We start from the raw sequence: 16,274 nt of genomic DNA on the forward strand, positions 1-16,274 counted from the left end.
GCCTACCAGGCGCGGTGCAAGTCCGCGTGCTGACGGATCCAGGCATGCATCGCGATCCCGGCAGCGACGCCGGCATTGATGCTGCGGGTCGAGCCGAACTGAGCGATCGATACCGTGATCGCCGCACCCACCCGGATGCCGTCGGTGATGCCAGGCCCCTCTTGACCGAACACCAACAGGCACTCGCGCGGCAGCACGGTTTCCTCCAGGCGTGCCGCTCCCGGCACGTTGTCCACCGCGACCACGTTCAATCCGGCTGCCGTCGCGAAATCCAGCAGCTCGGCAGTGTTGTCGTGATGGCATAACCGCTGATAGCGATCGGTCACCATGGCGCCGCGGCGATTCCAGCGCCGACGCCCGACGATGTGCACGGTGTCCACTGCGAAGGCGTTGGCGGTGCGCACCACCGAACCGATATTCGCGTCGTGGCCGAAGTTCTCGATCGCGATGTGCAGCGGGTGCCGGCGATGGTCGATATCGGCGACAATCGCTTCCCGGGTCCAATACCGATAGGCATCTACGACATTGCGAGTGTCACCGTCGCGCAACAGAATTGGGTCATACCGCGGGTCCTCGGGCAGCTCGCCCTGCCACGGCCCGACGCCGGTGGCCGCGTCTCCCCATTCGGTGGGCCCGGGTCCGCTCATCGCGGCGTCCACACACCGGCATGCGTGCCGACGATCGCCACCGTCGCATAGAGCAGCGCCTGGTTGATTTCGCCTTGGGTGCACAAGGATGCGGAGACGTGCACCGCGTCCAACGAGGCGTCGGGCAAGATCAGCACCGCCGACCCGTACGCCGCGCATGCCGGGTTCAGGCCGCTGCCGGGCAGCGTCGGCGCTGCGAGCAGCATCATCGGGCCGCCGCGCCGGGCGGAGTCGTCGCGATACCGGGCGGCGATGGCTTCGGCATCGAGGCCGAGCAGCATGTAGCCGTTGCCGGTGAAGGCCGCCGGATCACCCAGCTGCGCCTGGGTTATCGGGGTTCCGTCCGCTCGCCACGCCGACAGGTTGGTGGTCTTGACCACCAGTCCGGTGTCGTTGACGTTCGTCGGCATCAGCCCCACCGGAAACGCCGCCGGGTAGGCCGCGGAGGTGTCGGCAATCCGGTCCCGCGTCGAGTAGCTGTACACGCCGCGGACCTGACTGCGGTCCTTCAGCGGGCCCAGGCACACGGTGCCGGTCAGCCGGTCGGGCGGCGACGATAGCGGCGCCGGGATATCGCGCACCGTGGCCATCGCGGCGTCGCAGCTGCCCACCCGACGGCTTCCATCGGGTGGGCGAGCGCGCCGTAGAGCCCGAAGCGAATGTCCTCGGGTTTGGCATGCGGCGCCTTGGGATCCGCCGGTGAGGCGTCGACGTTGATCAACACGTAGTCGTCGTCCCAGCGCAGGTTCGACACCGACATGTTCCAGCCCAGCAGCGCCAGCGATTCACCCAGCCGCGCGCCCTGGGCACCGTAAGGAGCAACAGCATGACTGGACCCCGAGCAACCCACCAGGCAGACGGCCAAGCAGGCTGCTATCGCAAGGAAAGTGCGCACAGCGGTAACGGCCCTAGCCCAGCCCCAGATCGGCCAGCCCCAGGACGCTGCGGTACGGCAGCCCCTCGGCCTGGATAGCCTCCGCGGCGCCGGTGGCGCGGTCCACCACGGTGGCCACGCCGACGACTTCGGCACCCGCGTCCTGAACGGCGTGCACCGCCGTCAGCGCCGAACCGCCGGTGGTGCTGGTGTCCTCGACCACCAGCACCCGTTGACCAGTTACCTCGGATCCCTCGATAAGACGTTGCAGGCCATGGGTTTTGGTGGACTTGCGCACCACAAAGGCGTCGATTGGGCGCCCGGGCGCGTGCATGACCGCAGTCGCCACCGGATCGGCGCCCAGGGTCAAACCGCCGACGACCGCGTAATCCCAGTCTGCGGTGAGTTCGCGCATCAGCATGCCGATCAGTGCCGCGGCGCGGTGGTGCAGGGTGGCCCGGCGCAGGTCGACGTAGTAGTCGGCTTCCTTGCCCGATGACAGCGTCACGCGGCCGTGTACCACCGATAGCCGGCGCACCAGTTCGGCCAGTTCCGCACGGTCAGTTTCGGCCACGGCCTTGTGCACCCTTTATTCGTCTACCGTTGCAGCACAACAGGTTTCAGTGATGGAAATTGCTGGCCTGCTGGCCATTGCGCCCCGTCGACGACGGGGGACGCCGGATGGCTTCGGTACGGCCGTCGTCGCGGTTGGCCGACTCCGGGGCACGGCGGCTGGCCTGGACATCTGAGCCCATCATCCCGGACACGTCCTGAGCCGAGCGCCGGGTCGGCAACTCCGCCCGGCCGGCCCGCGCCAACGGACGGCTCGGCGCCGCATTTCGAAGTCCAGCCGGCTCGTCGCTATCGGCGGGCGTCGGCGGCAACACCCGCAACAGGTCGTTGAACTGGCGCACCGTGCGCAGCCCCTCGTCCCATTGGGTGCGCGTACTGGAGACCGGCATGGCGACCAGCGTCCAGTTCTGCTCGTTCCACATGATCTCGGCGCTGTCCGGCGCGGTGTGCGCGAAGGTAACCATCCGGCGATCGCAGGCTCGACGGGCCGCGTCCAGGTTGGTCGAGTAGACCATCCGCGGGCCGATCGCACCCAGCAGCCAGATGTCGCTCTCGCGCGGCTCTTTGAGCCCTTTGAGTCGCAGGTCGACCACCACGTTGGTGCCCACCTTGCGGTGCAGCGCGATCACCGTGGCGACTTCCTCGAGATCGAAGATGTACACGGCCTCGCCGCGAATCTGGCCCAGCACCACGTTGTGGGCGGGCACGTCTCCCACCGTCGACATCACGCCGCGCTTCCAGCGCTTGAGGATGTCGGTCGATTCGCGCTCGAAGTCGAACCCGTGCGAACGTGCCCAGGATTTGCGCCGTCTGCTGCGCCCCCGCCGTCGATCTATGTCGACATACAGCAACACCACCGCGCCGACGAAGCACAGCGCGGAGAGGGTGAACCATAACGGGACCATCCTAAGTAGCGTATCTGCTACCCCACCCGAAGCGAGAATGCGACCTGGTCACAACCCAATTAAGGTTTGCTAGGGCCGCGTAGGGTTCCACCATGGTCTACGAGGGCTACCAGCTAATTCGCATCGCCGCGGCCAATGGTGTTTGCCGCGCGACAATCGACAACCCCCCGATCAACCTGCTGGACGTGCCGCTGCTGAACGAGATCGACCGGCTGACGCGTGAGGTCGCGGCCGACGACGAGGTCCGGGTGCTGATCGTCGACTCGGCCGACCCGGAGATCTTCATCGCCCATGCCGACGTGGGCCTGATTCTGGACCTGCCGGCCGACGACATCGGGCTGCACGACGAGCTGTCGCTCTTTCATGCCGTGACCGAGCAGCTCCGGACCCTGCCGAAGGCCACCATCGCCGTCATCGAGGGCGTCTGCCGCGGCGGTGGCTGCGAATTCGCGATGGCTTTCGACATGCGGTTCGCCGCACTCGGCACCACGGTGCTGGGACATCCGGAGTTGGCGGTCGGCATCATCCCCGGCGGCGGCGGCACGCAGCGGCTGCCCAGACTGATCGGCCGGGCGCGGGCCCTGGAAGTCATCCTTGGCTGCATCGACGTCGACGCCGCAACGGCCGAAGCGTGGGGATATGTGAATCGCGCGTTGCCGGCCGACAAGCTGCGGCGGTTTGTCGACAAGCTCGCCGCCCGCATCGCGTCGTCGCACGCGGTGGCCATCGCCAACGCCAAGCGCGCGGTCGACGCCGCCGCGTCAGCCGATGTGGCGACCGGCCTGCGCATCGAGGATCAGCTCTTTCGCGAAACCGTCGCGCAGCCGGCCGCCCGGGAACTGCTGCGGGCAGTGATCGACGCCGGCGCCCAGACCCGTGACTACGAGCTGGGCGACCGGCGCCGCTAGTACTCAACCGAGGATCAGGCCGTCGCCGTCCGGGTTGACGTTGACCGGAACGGTGTCGCCGTCGTGCACGTCGCCGGCCAGCAACAGCTTGGCCAACTGGTCACCGATGGCCTGCTGGACCAACCGCCGCAACGGCCGGGCGCCGTACACCGGGTCGAACCCGCGCGCTGCCAGCCATTCCTTGGCCGGCAGCGACACCTCGAGCTGCAGCCGCCGCTGCGCCAGGCGCTTGGCCAACTGAGTGAGCTGGATGTCGACGATCTGCACCAGCTCTTCGGGATTGAGGGCATCGAAGATCAGCACGTCATCGAGCCGGTTGATGAACTCCGGCTTGAATGCCGCGCGCACCGCCGCCATCACCTGCTCGGAGTTGCCGCCCGAACCGAGGTTGGACGTCAGGATCAGGATCGTGTTGCGGAAGTCGACCGTGCGGCCCTGGCCGTCGGTCAGGCGGCCTTCGTCGAGCACCTGCAGCAGCACGTCGAAAACATCGGGGTGGGCCTTTTCGACCTCGTCGAACAGCACGACGGTGTAGGGCCGCCGCCGCACCGCCTCGGTCAGCTGGCCGCCCTGGTCGTAGCCGATGTAGCCGGGAGGCGCGCCGACCAGGCGGGCCACCGAGTGCTTCTCGCCGTACTCGCTCATGTCGATGCGGACCATCGCCCGGTCGTCGTCGAACAAGAAGTCGGCCAGCGCCTTGGCCAGCTCCGTCTTGCCGACGCCGGTGGGGCCCAGGAACATGAACGACCCGGTGGGCCGGTTGGGATCGGCGACCCCGGCGCGGCTGCGGCGCACGGCGTCGGACACGGCCTGCACCGCTTTCTTCTGCCCGACCACGCGCTTGCCCAGCTCGTCTTCCATCCGTAGCAGCTTGGCGGTCTCGCCTTCCAGCATCCGTCCGGCCGGGATGCCCGTCCACGCCGACACCACATCGGCGATGTCGTCGGGACCGACTTCCTCCTTGAGCATCACGTTCTCGCGGGCCTCGGCGTGCGGAAGCGCGCCGTCGAGCTTCTTCTCCACTTCGGGTATCCGCCCGTAGCGCAGCTCGGCCGCCTTGGCCAGGTCGCCGTCGCGCTCGGCGCGCTCGGACTCTCCGCGCAGCGTGTCCAGCTGTTCTTTGAGTTCACGGACCGCGTCGATGGCGTTCTTCTCGTTCTGCCACCTGGTGGTCAGCTCGGCCAGCTTCTCCTTCTGGTCCGCCAGTTCGGAGCGCAGCTTTTCCAGCCGTTCCTTGGATGCCTCGTCCTCTTCTTTGGACAGCGCCATCTCTTCGATCTCGAGCCGGCGCACCAGCCGCTCGACCTCGTCGATCTCGACGGGCCGGGAGTCGATCTCCATTTTCAGCCGGCTAGCGGCCTCGTCGACCAGGTCGATGGCCTTGTCCGGCAGGAAGCGGGCGGTGATGTAGCGGTCGGACAGCGTGGCCGCGGCCACCAGTGCGGAGTCGGTGATGCGAACCCCGTGGTGCACCTCGTAGCGATCCTTCAGGCCACGCAGAATGCCGACGGTGTCCTCCACTGACGGTTCGCCGACCAGGACCTGCTGGAAGCGGCGCTCCAGCGCGGCGTCCTTCTCGATGTACTTGCGGTACTCGTCGAGCGTGGTGGCGCCGACCAGCCGCAGCTCGCCACGGGCCAGCATCGGCTTGATCATGTTGCCGGCGTCCATCGCGCCCTCGCCGGACGCACCGGCGCCGACGATGGTGTGCAACTCGTCGATGAACGTGATGATCTGCCCGGCCGAGTTCTTGATGTCGTCGAGCACGGCCTTGAGCCGCTCTTCGAACTCGCCGCGATACTTCGCGCCGGCCACCATCGATCCGAGGTCCAGGCTGACGACGGTCTTGTCGCGCAGGCTGTCCGGCACATCGCCGGCCACGATGCGCTGGGCCAGTCCCTCGACGATCGCGGTCTTGCCGACGCCGGGCTCGCCGATCAGCACCGGATTGTTCTTGGTGCGACGGGAGAGCACTTGCACGACGCGCCGAATCTCGTTGTCCCGGCCGATAACCGGATCGAGTTTGCCTTCGCGGGCCAGCTCGGTCAGGTCGGTGGAGTACTTCTCCAGTGCCTGATAGGTGGACTCCGGGTCGGCACTGGTGACCCGGGCGCTGCCGCGGACCTTGACGAATGCCTCCCTTAAGGCTTGCGGGGATGCGCCGTGTCCGGTGAGCAGTTTGGCGATGTCGGAGTCGCCGGTGGCCAGGCCCACCATCAGGTGTTCGGTGGACACGTATTCGTCGTCCATCTCGGTGGCCAGCTGCTGGGCGGTGGTGATCGCGGCCAGCGATTCGCGGGACAGCTGCGGCTGCGAGCTGGAGCCGCTGGCCTGGGGCAGCTTTTCGAGCAGCTGCTCGGCTTCCGCGCGAATGGTCGCGGGCTCGACACCGACCGCCTCCAGTAGCGGCGCGGCAATCCCGTCGTTCTGCGTTAGCAGCGCCAACAGCAGATGAGCGGGCCTGATCTCAGGGTTACCGGCGGCACTGGCCGCCTGTAATGCTGACGTCAGGGCCGCTTGCGTCTTGGTAGTCGGGTTAAAAGAGTCCACGACACCTCCGTTCGGGTATAGGGAAAATGCTTGTCGCCTTGTCCAACGTCGTCAAGGTTGAGTCTGTTCCGCTCAAGTTTAGATTTTTCGGAGGAATTTTGCACGTGGAAGCCGTCGACCCCGGCCTCGCGCCGCCGCCGCGCAGGATTCCGGTTGCTTTCCGGTTGGCCGAGGTGCTGCCGTTTCGCTGGCGGTACGTCTGGACGCTGTTCATGGTCGGCATCGCGCCGATCGCGCTGTGGATACAGCAGCCCATGGCGTTCGCCGCGGTCGCGGTGCTCGCGCTGGCGTCGATCTACACCATGCAACTGCGGGGTGCGCGGGTCCGCTTGGGACTGCTCCAGTATGGGCGTGTCGCTGAAGTCATTGCAGCCGAGCCGATTTCGCGCGCAACTCGTTACAACGTCAACCTGCCGGTAGCGCACGGATGGACGGTCACACGCCGGCGCTACAGCGGACCCAGCACCAAGACCAAGGTGTCCTACACGCTCGACGGGCAGCGGGCCGAGATCGTGGTGCGCGGGCGGGAGTACGTCAACGGCGTGATCCTGGCCGACGAGCGCAATCCGGCGCGGGCCCGCTGCGTCACCGCTTTTGCCTACGACCTGGACCGCGACCAGACCGGCAACTGGGTCGGCGCGCTGCGGCCGAAACTGCGGGTGGGGATGGCCTGCTGGTCGATCATCGTGATCGGCTGGCTGGCCCTGGCCTGCTTGGCGGCCACCGGATTCCGCACCGGCCTGGCCGGCGACATCCCGGCCGAGAACGTCCCCAATGCCGGTACGTTACAGGTCAGCGGCACTGGCACGACGAAAACCATCCCCTGCCACGGCGGCTATCTCTCGGTGAGTGGGGTGAACAACACGATCACCGTCACGGGCCACTGCACCAGCGTCAGCGTCGCCGGCAAGGGCAATGGGGTGACCGTCGACAGCACGGATGCGATCAGCATTTCGGGCACGGGCAACGTCGTCATCTATCACTGGGGCTCGCCGAAAGTCGCCAACACCGGAACATCGAACACCGTCGGGCAGGGCTGACGAGGACGCGCTCTGCCGCAGCGAGCTTAGAATCGGGCCCTGTGGGCTTAGAGGATTCAGACGCGCTGCGGGTGCTGCGCGACGCCCTCGCCCCGGACAGCTCGGGCGCCGGCGGCGAACTCGTCCACCGTTTCTACACCCAATGGTTCGCACTCGACGTCAGGGTGCGCGACCTATTCCCTCCCGAAATGGACGCTCAGCGAGCCGCTTTCGGCCACGCACTGCACTGGGTCTACGGCGAGCTGGTGGAGCAGCGCGCCGCCGAGCCGGTGGCTTTTCTTGCTCAGCTCGGCCGGGATCATCGCAAATACGGTGTGCTGCCAACACATTACGAGTCGTTGCGACGTGCGTTGCAGACGACGCTGCGCGCCCACTTGGGGGACGCCTGGACGGGCGCCGTCGACTCGGCAGCCGGCCAGTCGCTGAACTTGATCACCGGGGTGATGAGCGGCGCCGCCGATGCCGAAGAGGGACCCGCCTGGTGGGATGGCACCGTGATCGAACATCAGCGGGTCTCGCGGGACCTTGCCGTTGTGCGGCTGCGACTGGACCGCGCGATGCACTACCACCCCGGTCAGTACGTCAACGTGCAAGTACCGCAATGCCCACGACGGTGGCGATTTCTCAGCCCCGCCATTCCAGCCGACGCTGACGGCGGCATCGAGTTTCACGTCCGCCAGGTTCCCGGCGGTCTGGTGAGCACCGCGATCGTCAACGAAACCCGGCCCGACGATCGCTGGCGGCTATCCAGCCCGCACGGCGGCCTGCAAATCGACCGCAACGGCGCCGACATCCTGATGGTGGCCGGCAGCACCGGTTTGGCACCGCTGCGGGCGCTGATCATGGACCTGTCCCGCTACGGAGAGAACCCGCGGGTGCACCTGTTCTTCGGCGCCCGCTATCGCTGCGAGCTCTACGACCTGCCGACGCTGTGGCAGGTCGCCTCGCACAGTCCGTGGCTGTCGGTCTCGCCGGTGTCGGAGTACCACAGCGACCCGGCCTGGGCTGCCGATTACCCGGACGTCACGCCGCCACGTGGTCTGCACGTACATCAGATCGGCCAGCTCCCCGAGGTGGTGACGAAATACGGCGGCTGGGGCGACCGGCAGATCCTGGTCTGTGGCGGGCCCGCCATGGTCGGCGCTACCAAGGCGGCGCTGATCGCCAAAGGTGCCTCGCCGGACCGTATTCAGCACGACCCCTTGAGCAGTTAAGAGCTAGGCTGACCGCGTGCACGTGGTGACCCTGCGCGATCCGTCGTCGTCATTAGCCGCACAGTTCGTACCGGACGGCGGCATGATCGGCGCCTCACTCACCGACTCGGGAGTCGAGCTACTCGGTCAGCGGCGCGGACTGGGCGCCTACCTCGAAGCCGGTAAGACAATGGGCATACCGATTCTGTATCTCTGGGCAAATCGGCTGGGCGCCAACACATATACCGCCGAGAACGTGACTGTCGAATTGACACCGGGTGAAAACGGGGTGCGCGCGGACCCCAACGGGCTGCCCATCCACGGCACCCTGGCCGCATACCCGGGCTGGCGGGTAACGGCCGAGTCGTCCAATGAGCTGACCGCCGAAGTTGACTTCGGCGCCGAGCAGCGGCTGCTGGCCAGCTTTCCGTATCCGCACCTGCTGACGGTGTCGGTGCGACTGGCCGAGCGGACGCTGACGGTAACCACAACGGTCGCCGCGAGCGGCGAGACCGCGGTCCCGCTGTGTTTCGGCTTTCATCCGTATCTGCGCGTGCCCGACGCGGAGCGCAGCGACTGGATCATCGAGACACCACCGCTACGGCATTTGAGTCTCGACGAGCGGGGTCTGCCCACCGGCGAGTTTTCTGAGCAGCCGGCCAAGAAGGAACCATTGGGCGAAAACACTTTTGACGATGCTTACGACCAGGTGGCCGATGGCGCGGTGTTCGCGCTGTCCGGCGGCGGACGCCGCCTGGAAGTGCACTTCGAGCAAGGGTATTCCGCGACCCAGATCTTCGCACCGCCCGGCGAGGACGTGGTGTGCTTCGAGCCGATGACCGCTCCGACCGATGCGCTGAGCCGCGGCGGTTACCGCAGTGCGTGCCCCGGCGAGCCGGCGGTCGCGGTGTTTTCGGTCCGCGCCTAACGACCGCTTCGCTGCTACCACTCCACCAGCGCTGTGCTCGGCACTGACCGTTGGCTGTTTGGGCAACTCATCCGGCGAATGGCGGACGGGCCATGACGGTCGGCCGGAATCCGTATTTCGGTCCGCTGCTGGTCATGCCGATGCCGGATCCGGGAATTGGCATGCCGCCCAGCAGGTTTCCGGCTCCTTCGCTCTCCGCTGCAGTAATAGTGCTGACCGGTAGCGGAGCCGTGCCCGGGTATACGACGGCCGAGGACACGTTCCACGCCGGCGGAACCGACAACCTTCCTACTGAAGCCGCGGCGCCCATGGCTCGCCCCAACATCGCGGGCGCGCCGCTGATGGCGGCTGCGGCCGGTATGGCTGCGCTTGGCACAAAGGATTTTGAGATCTGTAAAAAATCTCTGGCCGCGGCTACGCCAAAGTTGTGCATACCAAAGGTGTTATAGATGAAGCTCGAGTAAGGCCCGAATTGGGTTAGAAACTCTTGAAGACCCTTCGGGAAAGTATCTTTCCCGAACAGGAACTGCCATAGCCACCACAGAGGGCCTCTTCTGGATACGGGACGAATTTCTTCGAACATTCCGTTCCGATGCTCCGCCAGGCCTTCTAGCAGTGCGGTGATCTCGCTGTTCACAATCTCGAGGCGGTCCTGGATTGAACCGTCCGAATTACCAGCGGCAGAGGTGACCGCGGCGGCCTGGGCGGCCAGACCATCCGGGCGGGCGACCTTTGGTGCTGCTACGAATGGCTCGAGAATCGAAGCTGCTGAGGAGTTGGCGGCGTAGCTGTACATCGTCGAGACGTTGTGAGCCCACATTTCGAAGTATTGGGCTTCCAGTGCCGCGATTGTGCCGTCGTTTTGACGGAACGCGTTGGTAGCCGTCGCTTTCGCCAGGTCCCCACGGTTGGCCGCAATCAACGGCGGCGGCACCACCGCCGCGAACGCAGTCTCGAAGGCCGCCGCGGCTGCTTGCGCCTGGACTGCCGCCCGCTCAGCCGCAATCGACATGGCATTCATCCACTCCAGATACGGCCGCACCGCCGACATCATCGACTCCGACGCCGCACCCATCCACTGCTCCTCAACCCGCTGGACCAAGTGGCCGCAACCTGCTGCCGCCGAATTAAGCTCGGCTGCCAGCGAATTCCAGGACGACGCGGCATTCATCAACGACGTTGACCCCGGACCGGAATATACGAGTGCCGAAGTGACCTCTGGTGGCAGCGCCCCAAAATCGATTGCCATGGTTCGATCCGTACTCACCTGGTCTCGATCACGTTAGCGGCCTCGGTGGCGGCATAGGACGCCGAGCTCGCCATCAAGGTATGCACGAACATTTCGTGGATCGCCATAGCTTGGGCGCTCACTGCCTGATACATCTGGGCATGCACGACGAACTGCGCGGCGGTCAGGGCCGATACCGGGTCGGCGGCCGCGGGAATCACCCCCGTGGTCGGCATTGCCGCAGCAGTATTCTCGGCGCTCAAGCCCGCGCCAATGGCTTGCAACGCAGCGGCCGCCGCCGCCAACTCTTCTGGCTGCGCAGTCACATACGACATGTCATCTCCTTCTCTCAGCCCTTCAGGCGCAAGGGGTTTGAGTTGTGGGCGCAGCTCAACCCCGCGCTAGCGTTTATCGTCACTACCTGGTCGTCTTTTCCCTTCCTGAAACCACGGCGTCATCCCCCGGGCGGTGGGCGGACGACTACCCGTTGGCGGTATCCGTATTTGTGCGCAATGACAGCTGCTGCACGCCGACCGTGTCTGCCCATTGGCATTGCGCGAAGAAGTCCATCCGTCGCGCTTCCCGGGCCGCCTACATGACTGACGGCTGCCACCCGAAAGGCCGGCCCTTGCGCCATGCCGGGTGCACTGGTCCAGGCGGACGGCACCGAGAGATTCCCAATCCTGTTTGCGGCCAGCCTATTAACTGAAACCAACCCTTCTCCACCGATCGCCGGCGGGAGCACGGATTGCGGCGCTGGACTAGTGGCTCCTGCTGCACCCGCAATAGGTAGGAACTGCTGAGCCAGCGAGGACCATGCATTTGAAAGACTCGTTGCGAGCTCGACCAAACCCGGTATGGTGCGAAACAGTGCATGCCGCTCATCGGTACCGATCCAGCCTTTTTCTTCGTCCCGCATGGGCCCGGGCCTCACCTGAATGCGATTGGTGGACATGGATCGTAGCGACGAGGTCGATCTCGCAAGTGGCTGAAGTTTCTGGGTGATCGCCGAGCCTATGGTTAACCACGTCCCCATTCCGTTGCTCTCGGTCACGGTCAGCTCTATCACCGCGCTCGCACTCCCGACAGCTCGTCCGACCGCGGTAGCGTGGGCGAGCGACTCGGCTTGCTCTTGTTTTGGTTTCGGGTCGGCGAACGTTGCCAACCGCGTGGCGCTCGCCGAAGCGGCCGCATAGTCATACATCGCAGTGGCATCTTGAGCCCACATTTCGGCGTACTGGGCCTCGGTCGCCGCGATCGCCGGATTGTATTGGCCGAAGAAGTTTGTCGCAGTCAGCGCGACGAGGAGATCCCGGTTGGCTGCAACTACCGGCGGGGGCACCGTCATCGCAAACGCCGCTTCATAAGCTGCGGCTGCCGCTCTCAACTGTGTGCCTGCCTCACCGGCCACGATGGCGGCAGCACTGAGCCACAACGGGTAGGGTGTCGCTGCGGCAAGCATGGTACGCGATGCCGGCCCTAACCACGCCGAGCTAGTCATCTCTGACACCAACGACGTGTAACCACAAGCTGCCGAACTCAATTCGGTAGCTAACGCATCCCAGGACAAAGCCCCTGACATCATCGAGCCCGACCCGGGGCCGGTATACATCAGCCCTGAATTGATCTCCGGAGGCAGCACCCCAAAGTCCACTTGGACAGCTCCGCTACCACGTCCATCCGGGTAGCCGGAGCCAGGGTTTGGTTGGTCGGCGCAGATTGGTTCGCAATCGAGGTCGATGGTTCTCGGGACGGCGCTGTCCGCCGAGGGATGGTAGCGAGGTAGTCAAAAACGGCTGCATTATCGAGGCCTCACTTTGTTCCGATACGGATGAGCCGGTGGGTAACACGGTTGGTGTTAGCTCATCGATGCAGTACCAGGGTGCAGGACCGGCGAGAACAAACCATCGGTCAAAATACGGAGGGCGCACTATGAGTCGTCGTCAATTTGACTAAAGCCGCACCACGCCCGCCTACGTATACCTACCGATGCGTGGTGAACAAGGAAATTCCTACGCATGCATACGGCGTGCGGCTCGGGTTCGCTTTCGGTGACTGCTAAATTGCGGCGTGATCGCCCGTCACAGCGATGGTGCGGATTCGGTCTTGAAGATGTGGTGGTTGGCAAGGTTCGCCAACTGCACGCGTGAGTTGATCCCAAGTTTGGTATAGATGTGGGTGAGATGCGAGTGTATCGTCCGGATCGAGACGAACATCAGCGCGGCAATCTCCTTGGTGGACAAACCTTCTGCGACGTGTTCTGCAACCTCGAATTCAGTGGGAGTGAGCGATGCCCAGCCGCTAGCCGCCCGCTTCTTCTGGCCGCGACCCCGCTGTGCGTAGGCGATGGCTTCCTGCACGCCCAACACATCGCCTTCAGCTAAGGCTGCAGCGAGATCAGCATCGCCCAGGGCACTACGCGTCACCGCAAGCGCAGCGTCATACTCGGCTTGATATATCGTGAATCGCTCTTCGTAGCTCCGTTCACGGATAGCATTGGCCGCTCCGAGCAGTCGAGCTGCGCAGCGGTAATTCTCTTCGTGGGCGGCAACCGCGCCAAGGCACTCGATTATGTCGGAGATCCCGAGAAATGCCTCGACTTCAACGGCTTTCGTGAGCGCCGCGCGCACATCGCTTTCAGCGCGGGACCACTCACCTTGCGCTGACCAGATCCGCGCGCGCGTCGTCAATGTCTGTGCGAGGTGCCAGCCCGAAGATGATGATATCGCCTCGTCGGCTTTACATTTGGCCGCAGAAAGATTGCCGCGTGCAAGTTCTATTTGGGCCGTATACGCGTTGATTCTGGCCATCATGCTGGGGTGGGTTCCCACCAGCTGAGGCGCCGCGGCAATTGCTTTGCCAGCCATCGGGATATCACCTGCTGACAACGCGGCAGCCGCCAAGGCGCCCTGCGCAAAGCCTTCGTACCAGGGCCCCATGACGGCAGCTGTTCCGAGGGCATCGCGTGCTGCGGTGATTGCGCCGTTCGCCTCTCCGCTATATGCCAGTCCGCGTGACAGATTTACCAGGACGATCGTGTACCACAACGGGTCACGCGCTGCTTCGGCCTCGTCTGCCATGTCGCGCAGCGTGGCAATTGACGGTTCGAGTTCGCCTTTGAGCATCGTTGCCACGGCGACACTCCAGCGGCAGTACCGGGCCGAGAGGCGGTCACCGCCCGAATGCGCAAGGTCTCTGCCTTCCTCGGCCGCTGCAAGCATGGTGACCGGGTCACCCGCCACCAGCGCACTGTAAGCCTGCCATCCGAGGATGTGGGTCAGTCTCCACCGCGCGTTGATTGATCTCGCTGCGCCTAACGCCTCAGCGAAGTAGGAGCGTGCGGCGTCTAGGTCGTAACCGCTCGTTGCCCCGCAGGCGGTGAGTGCACGTACCAGCAGATCGGGATCGTTGAGCCTTCGCGCAGTCTCCAACGCCTCATGCGCCAGCGCAGTACTGTCGACAGCACCAACCCACGCGTCCAACCCCGCTTTGTCGGCTAGCGCGCGCGCTCGCACAACCTGCGGAACTGCCTGATTGCACCCGAGGTTCGCGGCCAAAATGGCGTCGAACCAACGTAACCCCTCTTGGATTCGGCCGCGCGCGAGCCACATTGGTTGCAACAACGATGTCAGTCGCAGTGCCGAAACAATTTCAGCGCTATCGCAGTACCAGGTAAACGCGGCCTTCAGATTGTCGAAGTCACGGTCGAGTTGCTGGACGTGCTGCTCATCTCCACATCGTGCGGGCGTCTCAAAAGCACCCGCCATGTTCATGTAGTAGTCGCTGTGACGACGCGCTACGAGTTCGTACTCACCAGAATCACGAAGCACGTCGAGCGCGTATTGGCGCATTGTCTCAAGCAACCGGTACCGGGTTCGGCCATCAATGGTTTCCGCCACGACAACCGACTTGTCGACCAGCCGGCTGAGCCTACGGGTGACATCGGCGCGCTCCTCGTGATCAGCCCTGCCCACGACCTTCGCGGCGCTCACGGTAAACCCGCCCCTGAATACCGCTAGCCGACGAAACAGAACACGTTCGGGTCCAGTCAGCAAACGATGAGACCAGTCGATCGAAGCCCACAAAGTCCGTTGGCGGCTAGTGGTGGCTCGCACGCCCCCGTCCAGACGAATGAAGGTCTCGTCCAAGCCGTCCACGATCTCACGCAAGGACATATAGCGAACTTGTGCTGCAGCCAACTCGATCGCCAGTGGCAGTCCGTCGAGACGACGGCATATGTCCTTCACTATCTCGCGGTGACCGTCGGAAAGATCGAAGTCCGGCTGGACATCTCGGGCGCGATCGGCGAATAGCTCGACGGCCTCATCATCCAGTGACATCCGTGGCACCCGCCAACGAATCTCCCCCGCGACACCAATCGGTTCACGGCTGGTGGCCACAATGGTCAATCTCGGACATTGCGCGAGCAGTCTCATGACAACGGCTCGGCAAGCGTCAAGCAGATGCTCACAGTTGTCGAGCACGATCAGGGTCTGCCTGCCCCAGAGGAAGTTCGTCAGGGTAGCGATCGTCGAACTCCTGGGCTGGTCGGGTGAGGTGATCGTGCGTGCGATCGCCGTCTCCACACCGTGTGGTTCGGTGACAGGCCCCAGATCGACAAACCAGACGCCATCGGCAAAGTTCGCCGCTGCTGCTGCCGCCGCCTGTATGGCCAGGCGGGTCTTCCCGGCGCCGCCCACACCGATCAGCGTCACCAGCCGGCTGCGGTGAATCAGTTCCCGCACTTCGCTCAGGCGTGTACCACGGCATACGAAACTGACTAGCTGCAAAGGAAGTTGGCGCGCCAATGAGCTGTCAGATGAGCGCAGGGCCGGGAACTGGATGCGTATCCCCGGACGGCACAGCTGAAAGACTCGCTCCGGACGAGGTAGATCCCGCAGACGGTGCGTGCCCAGGTCCATCAACCAGACATCAGCGGGTAGGCAGTCAACGACAAGGTCATGCACTGTCCCTGATAGGACGGTCTGACCACCATGAGCCAAGTCGCGCAACCGAACCGCGCGGTTGAGGGCAGCACCGACATAACTGGTTTCATTGCGCAGCTGCACCTCGCCGGTGTGCAAACCGATACGCAGCGCAAGTGGAGCCAGCGGCGCGCGCTGTAGCTCCAACGCACATGCGACGGCATCGGTGGCGCAGGTGAATGCCGCCATGAAACTGTTGCCAATGCCTTGCTCGGCTAGTTTGACGCCCTGGTGGTTCCCGACGATGCTCGGCACGGCCGCATCGAGTTGGGTTACTGCTGCCTTCATGTCCCGAGGATGCGACTGCCATAGTTGCGTCCATCCCGCTACCTCGGCAAGCAATAGTGTCACCGTGCCAGTTGCGAGAACCATATTGACATTCTGATCACTTCTACGAGCGGTCCTGAAGGCGGAACTGTCGGTATCAAAAGATGCTGTCATCC

General features: G+C 64.6%; 12 protein-coding genes and 1 pseudogene. 4 read left to right on the forward strand and 9 right to left on the reverse strand.

Annotated elements, in window-relative coordinates; translation table 11 throughout:
• Positions 1 to 2: 2 nt before the first annotated feature.
• From H7K34_RS21635 to ttfA, 4 genes and pseudogenes are all read right to left on the reverse strand, one after another.
• The gene (locus H7K34_RS21635; protein WP_264064077.1) at positions 3 to 647 is read right to left on the reverse strand and encodes a TrmH family RNA methyltransferase; all 645 of its coding nucleotides are present in this window, start codon (positions 645 to 647) and stop codon (positions 3 to 5) included.
• Positions 644 to 1,542, reverse strand: a pseudogene (locus tag H7K34_RS21640) (hypothetical protein). Before H7K34_RS21640 ends, H7K34_RS21635 begins: the two are co-directional and overlap by 4 nt.
• 13 nt (positions 1,543 to 1,555) lie before the next feature.
• Positions 1,556 to 2,095, reverse strand: a complete 540-nt coding sequence (gene pyrE / locus H7K34_RS21645; protein WP_108926269.1) for an orotate phosphoribosyltransferase — start codon at positions 2,093 to 2,095, stop codon at positions 1,556 to 1,558.
• Between the two features lie 46 nt (positions 2,096 to 2,141).
• Positions 2,142 to 2,999 (reverse strand): trehalose monomycolate transport factor TtfA, encoded by an 858-nt coding sequence (ttfA, locus tag H7K34_RS21650; protein WP_264064078.1) that lies wholly within the window; start codon positions 2,997 to 2,999, stop codon positions 2,142 to 2,144.
• Positions 3,000 to 3,091: 92 nt separating this feature from the next.
• Here ttfA and H7K34_RS21655 point away from each other — a divergent pair, with 92 nt between their 5' ends.
• The gene (locus H7K34_RS21655) at positions 3,092 to 3,907 is read left to right on the forward strand and encodes an enoyl-CoA hydratase/isomerase family protein (RefSeq protein ID WP_264064079.1); all 816 of its coding nucleotides are present in this window, start codon (positions 3,092 to 3,094) and stop codon (positions 3,905 to 3,907) included.
• Between the two features lie 3 nt (positions 3,908 to 3,910).
• On the opposite strand, the gene clpB is transcribed toward H7K34_RS21655, so the two are convergent.
• Complete coding sequence (gene clpB / locus H7K34_RS21660) at positions 3,911 to 6,457, reverse strand: ATP-dependent chaperone ClpB (protein WP_264064080.1); 2,547 nt, start codon at positions 6,455 to 6,457, stop codon at positions 3,911 to 3,913.
• A 104-nt stretch (positions 6,458 to 6,561) separates the two neighbouring features.
• Between clpB and H7K34_RS26820 the strand changes: the two genes are divergently transcribed.
• The 3 genes from H7K34_RS26820 to H7K34_RS21675 are packed head-to-tail and all read left to right on the forward strand — an operon-like array spanning position 6,562 to position 9,618.
• Positions 6,562 to 7,497: a DUF3060 domain-containing protein gene (locus tag H7K34_RS26820; protein ID WP_264064081.1), complete on the forward strand. Its 936-nt coding sequence runs from the start codon at positions 6,562 to 6,564 to the stop codon at positions 7,495 to 7,497.
• A gap of 41 nt (positions 7,498 to 7,538) precedes the next feature.
• Complete coding sequence (locus H7K34_RS21670; RefSeq protein ID WP_264064082.1) at positions 7,539 to 8,711, forward strand: FAD-binding oxidoreductase; 1,173 nt, start codon at positions 7,539 to 7,541, stop codon at positions 8,709 to 8,711.
• Between the two features lie 16 nt (positions 8,712 to 8,727).
• Positions 8,728 to 9,618 carry an aldose 1-epimerase gene (locus tag H7K34_RS21675; protein WP_264064083.1) on the forward strand — a complete coding sequence of 297 codons (891 nt, stop codon included), beginning with the start codon at positions 8,728 to 8,730 and terminating at the stop codon, positions 9,616 to 9,618.
• A gap of 67 nt (positions 9,619 to 9,685) precedes the next feature.
• On the opposite strand, the gene H7K34_RS21680 is transcribed toward H7K34_RS21675, so the two are convergent.
• From H7K34_RS21680 to H7K34_RS21700, 4 genes are all read right to left on the reverse strand, one after another.
• Positions 9,686 to 10,861, reverse strand: a complete 1,176-nt coding sequence (locus H7K34_RS21680) for a PPE family protein (RefSeq protein WP_264064827.1) — start codon at positions 10,859 to 10,861, stop codon at positions 9,686 to 9,688.
• A 20-nt stretch (positions 10,862 to 10,881) separates the two neighbouring features.
• The gene (locus tag H7K34_RS21685) at positions 10,882 to 11,181 is read right to left on the reverse strand and encodes a PE family protein (RefSeq protein ID WP_264064084.1); all 300 of its coding nucleotides are present in this window, start codon (positions 11,179 to 11,181) and stop codon (positions 10,882 to 10,884) included.
• A gap of 119 nt (positions 11,182 to 11,300) precedes the next feature.
• Entirely contained in the window at positions 11,301 to 12,500 is a 1,200-nt protein-coding gene (locus H7K34_RS26685) for a PPE family protein (protein WP_308203143.1), read from the reverse strand.
• 427 nt (positions 12,501 to 12,927) lie between these two features.
• Positions 12,928 to 16,203, reverse strand: a complete 3,276-nt coding sequence (locus H7K34_RS21700) for a LuxR C-terminal-related transcriptional regulator (RefSeq protein WP_264064085.1) — start codon at positions 16,201 to 16,203, stop codon at positions 12,928 to 12,930.
• Between the last annotated feature and the right edge of the window lie 71 nt (positions 16,204 to 16,274).

It is taken from the genome of Mycobacterium montefiorense, assembly GCF_025823255.1.
GTDB lineage: Bacteria > Actinomycetota > Actinomycetes > Mycobacteriales > Mycobacteriaceae > Mycobacterium > Mycobacterium montefiorense.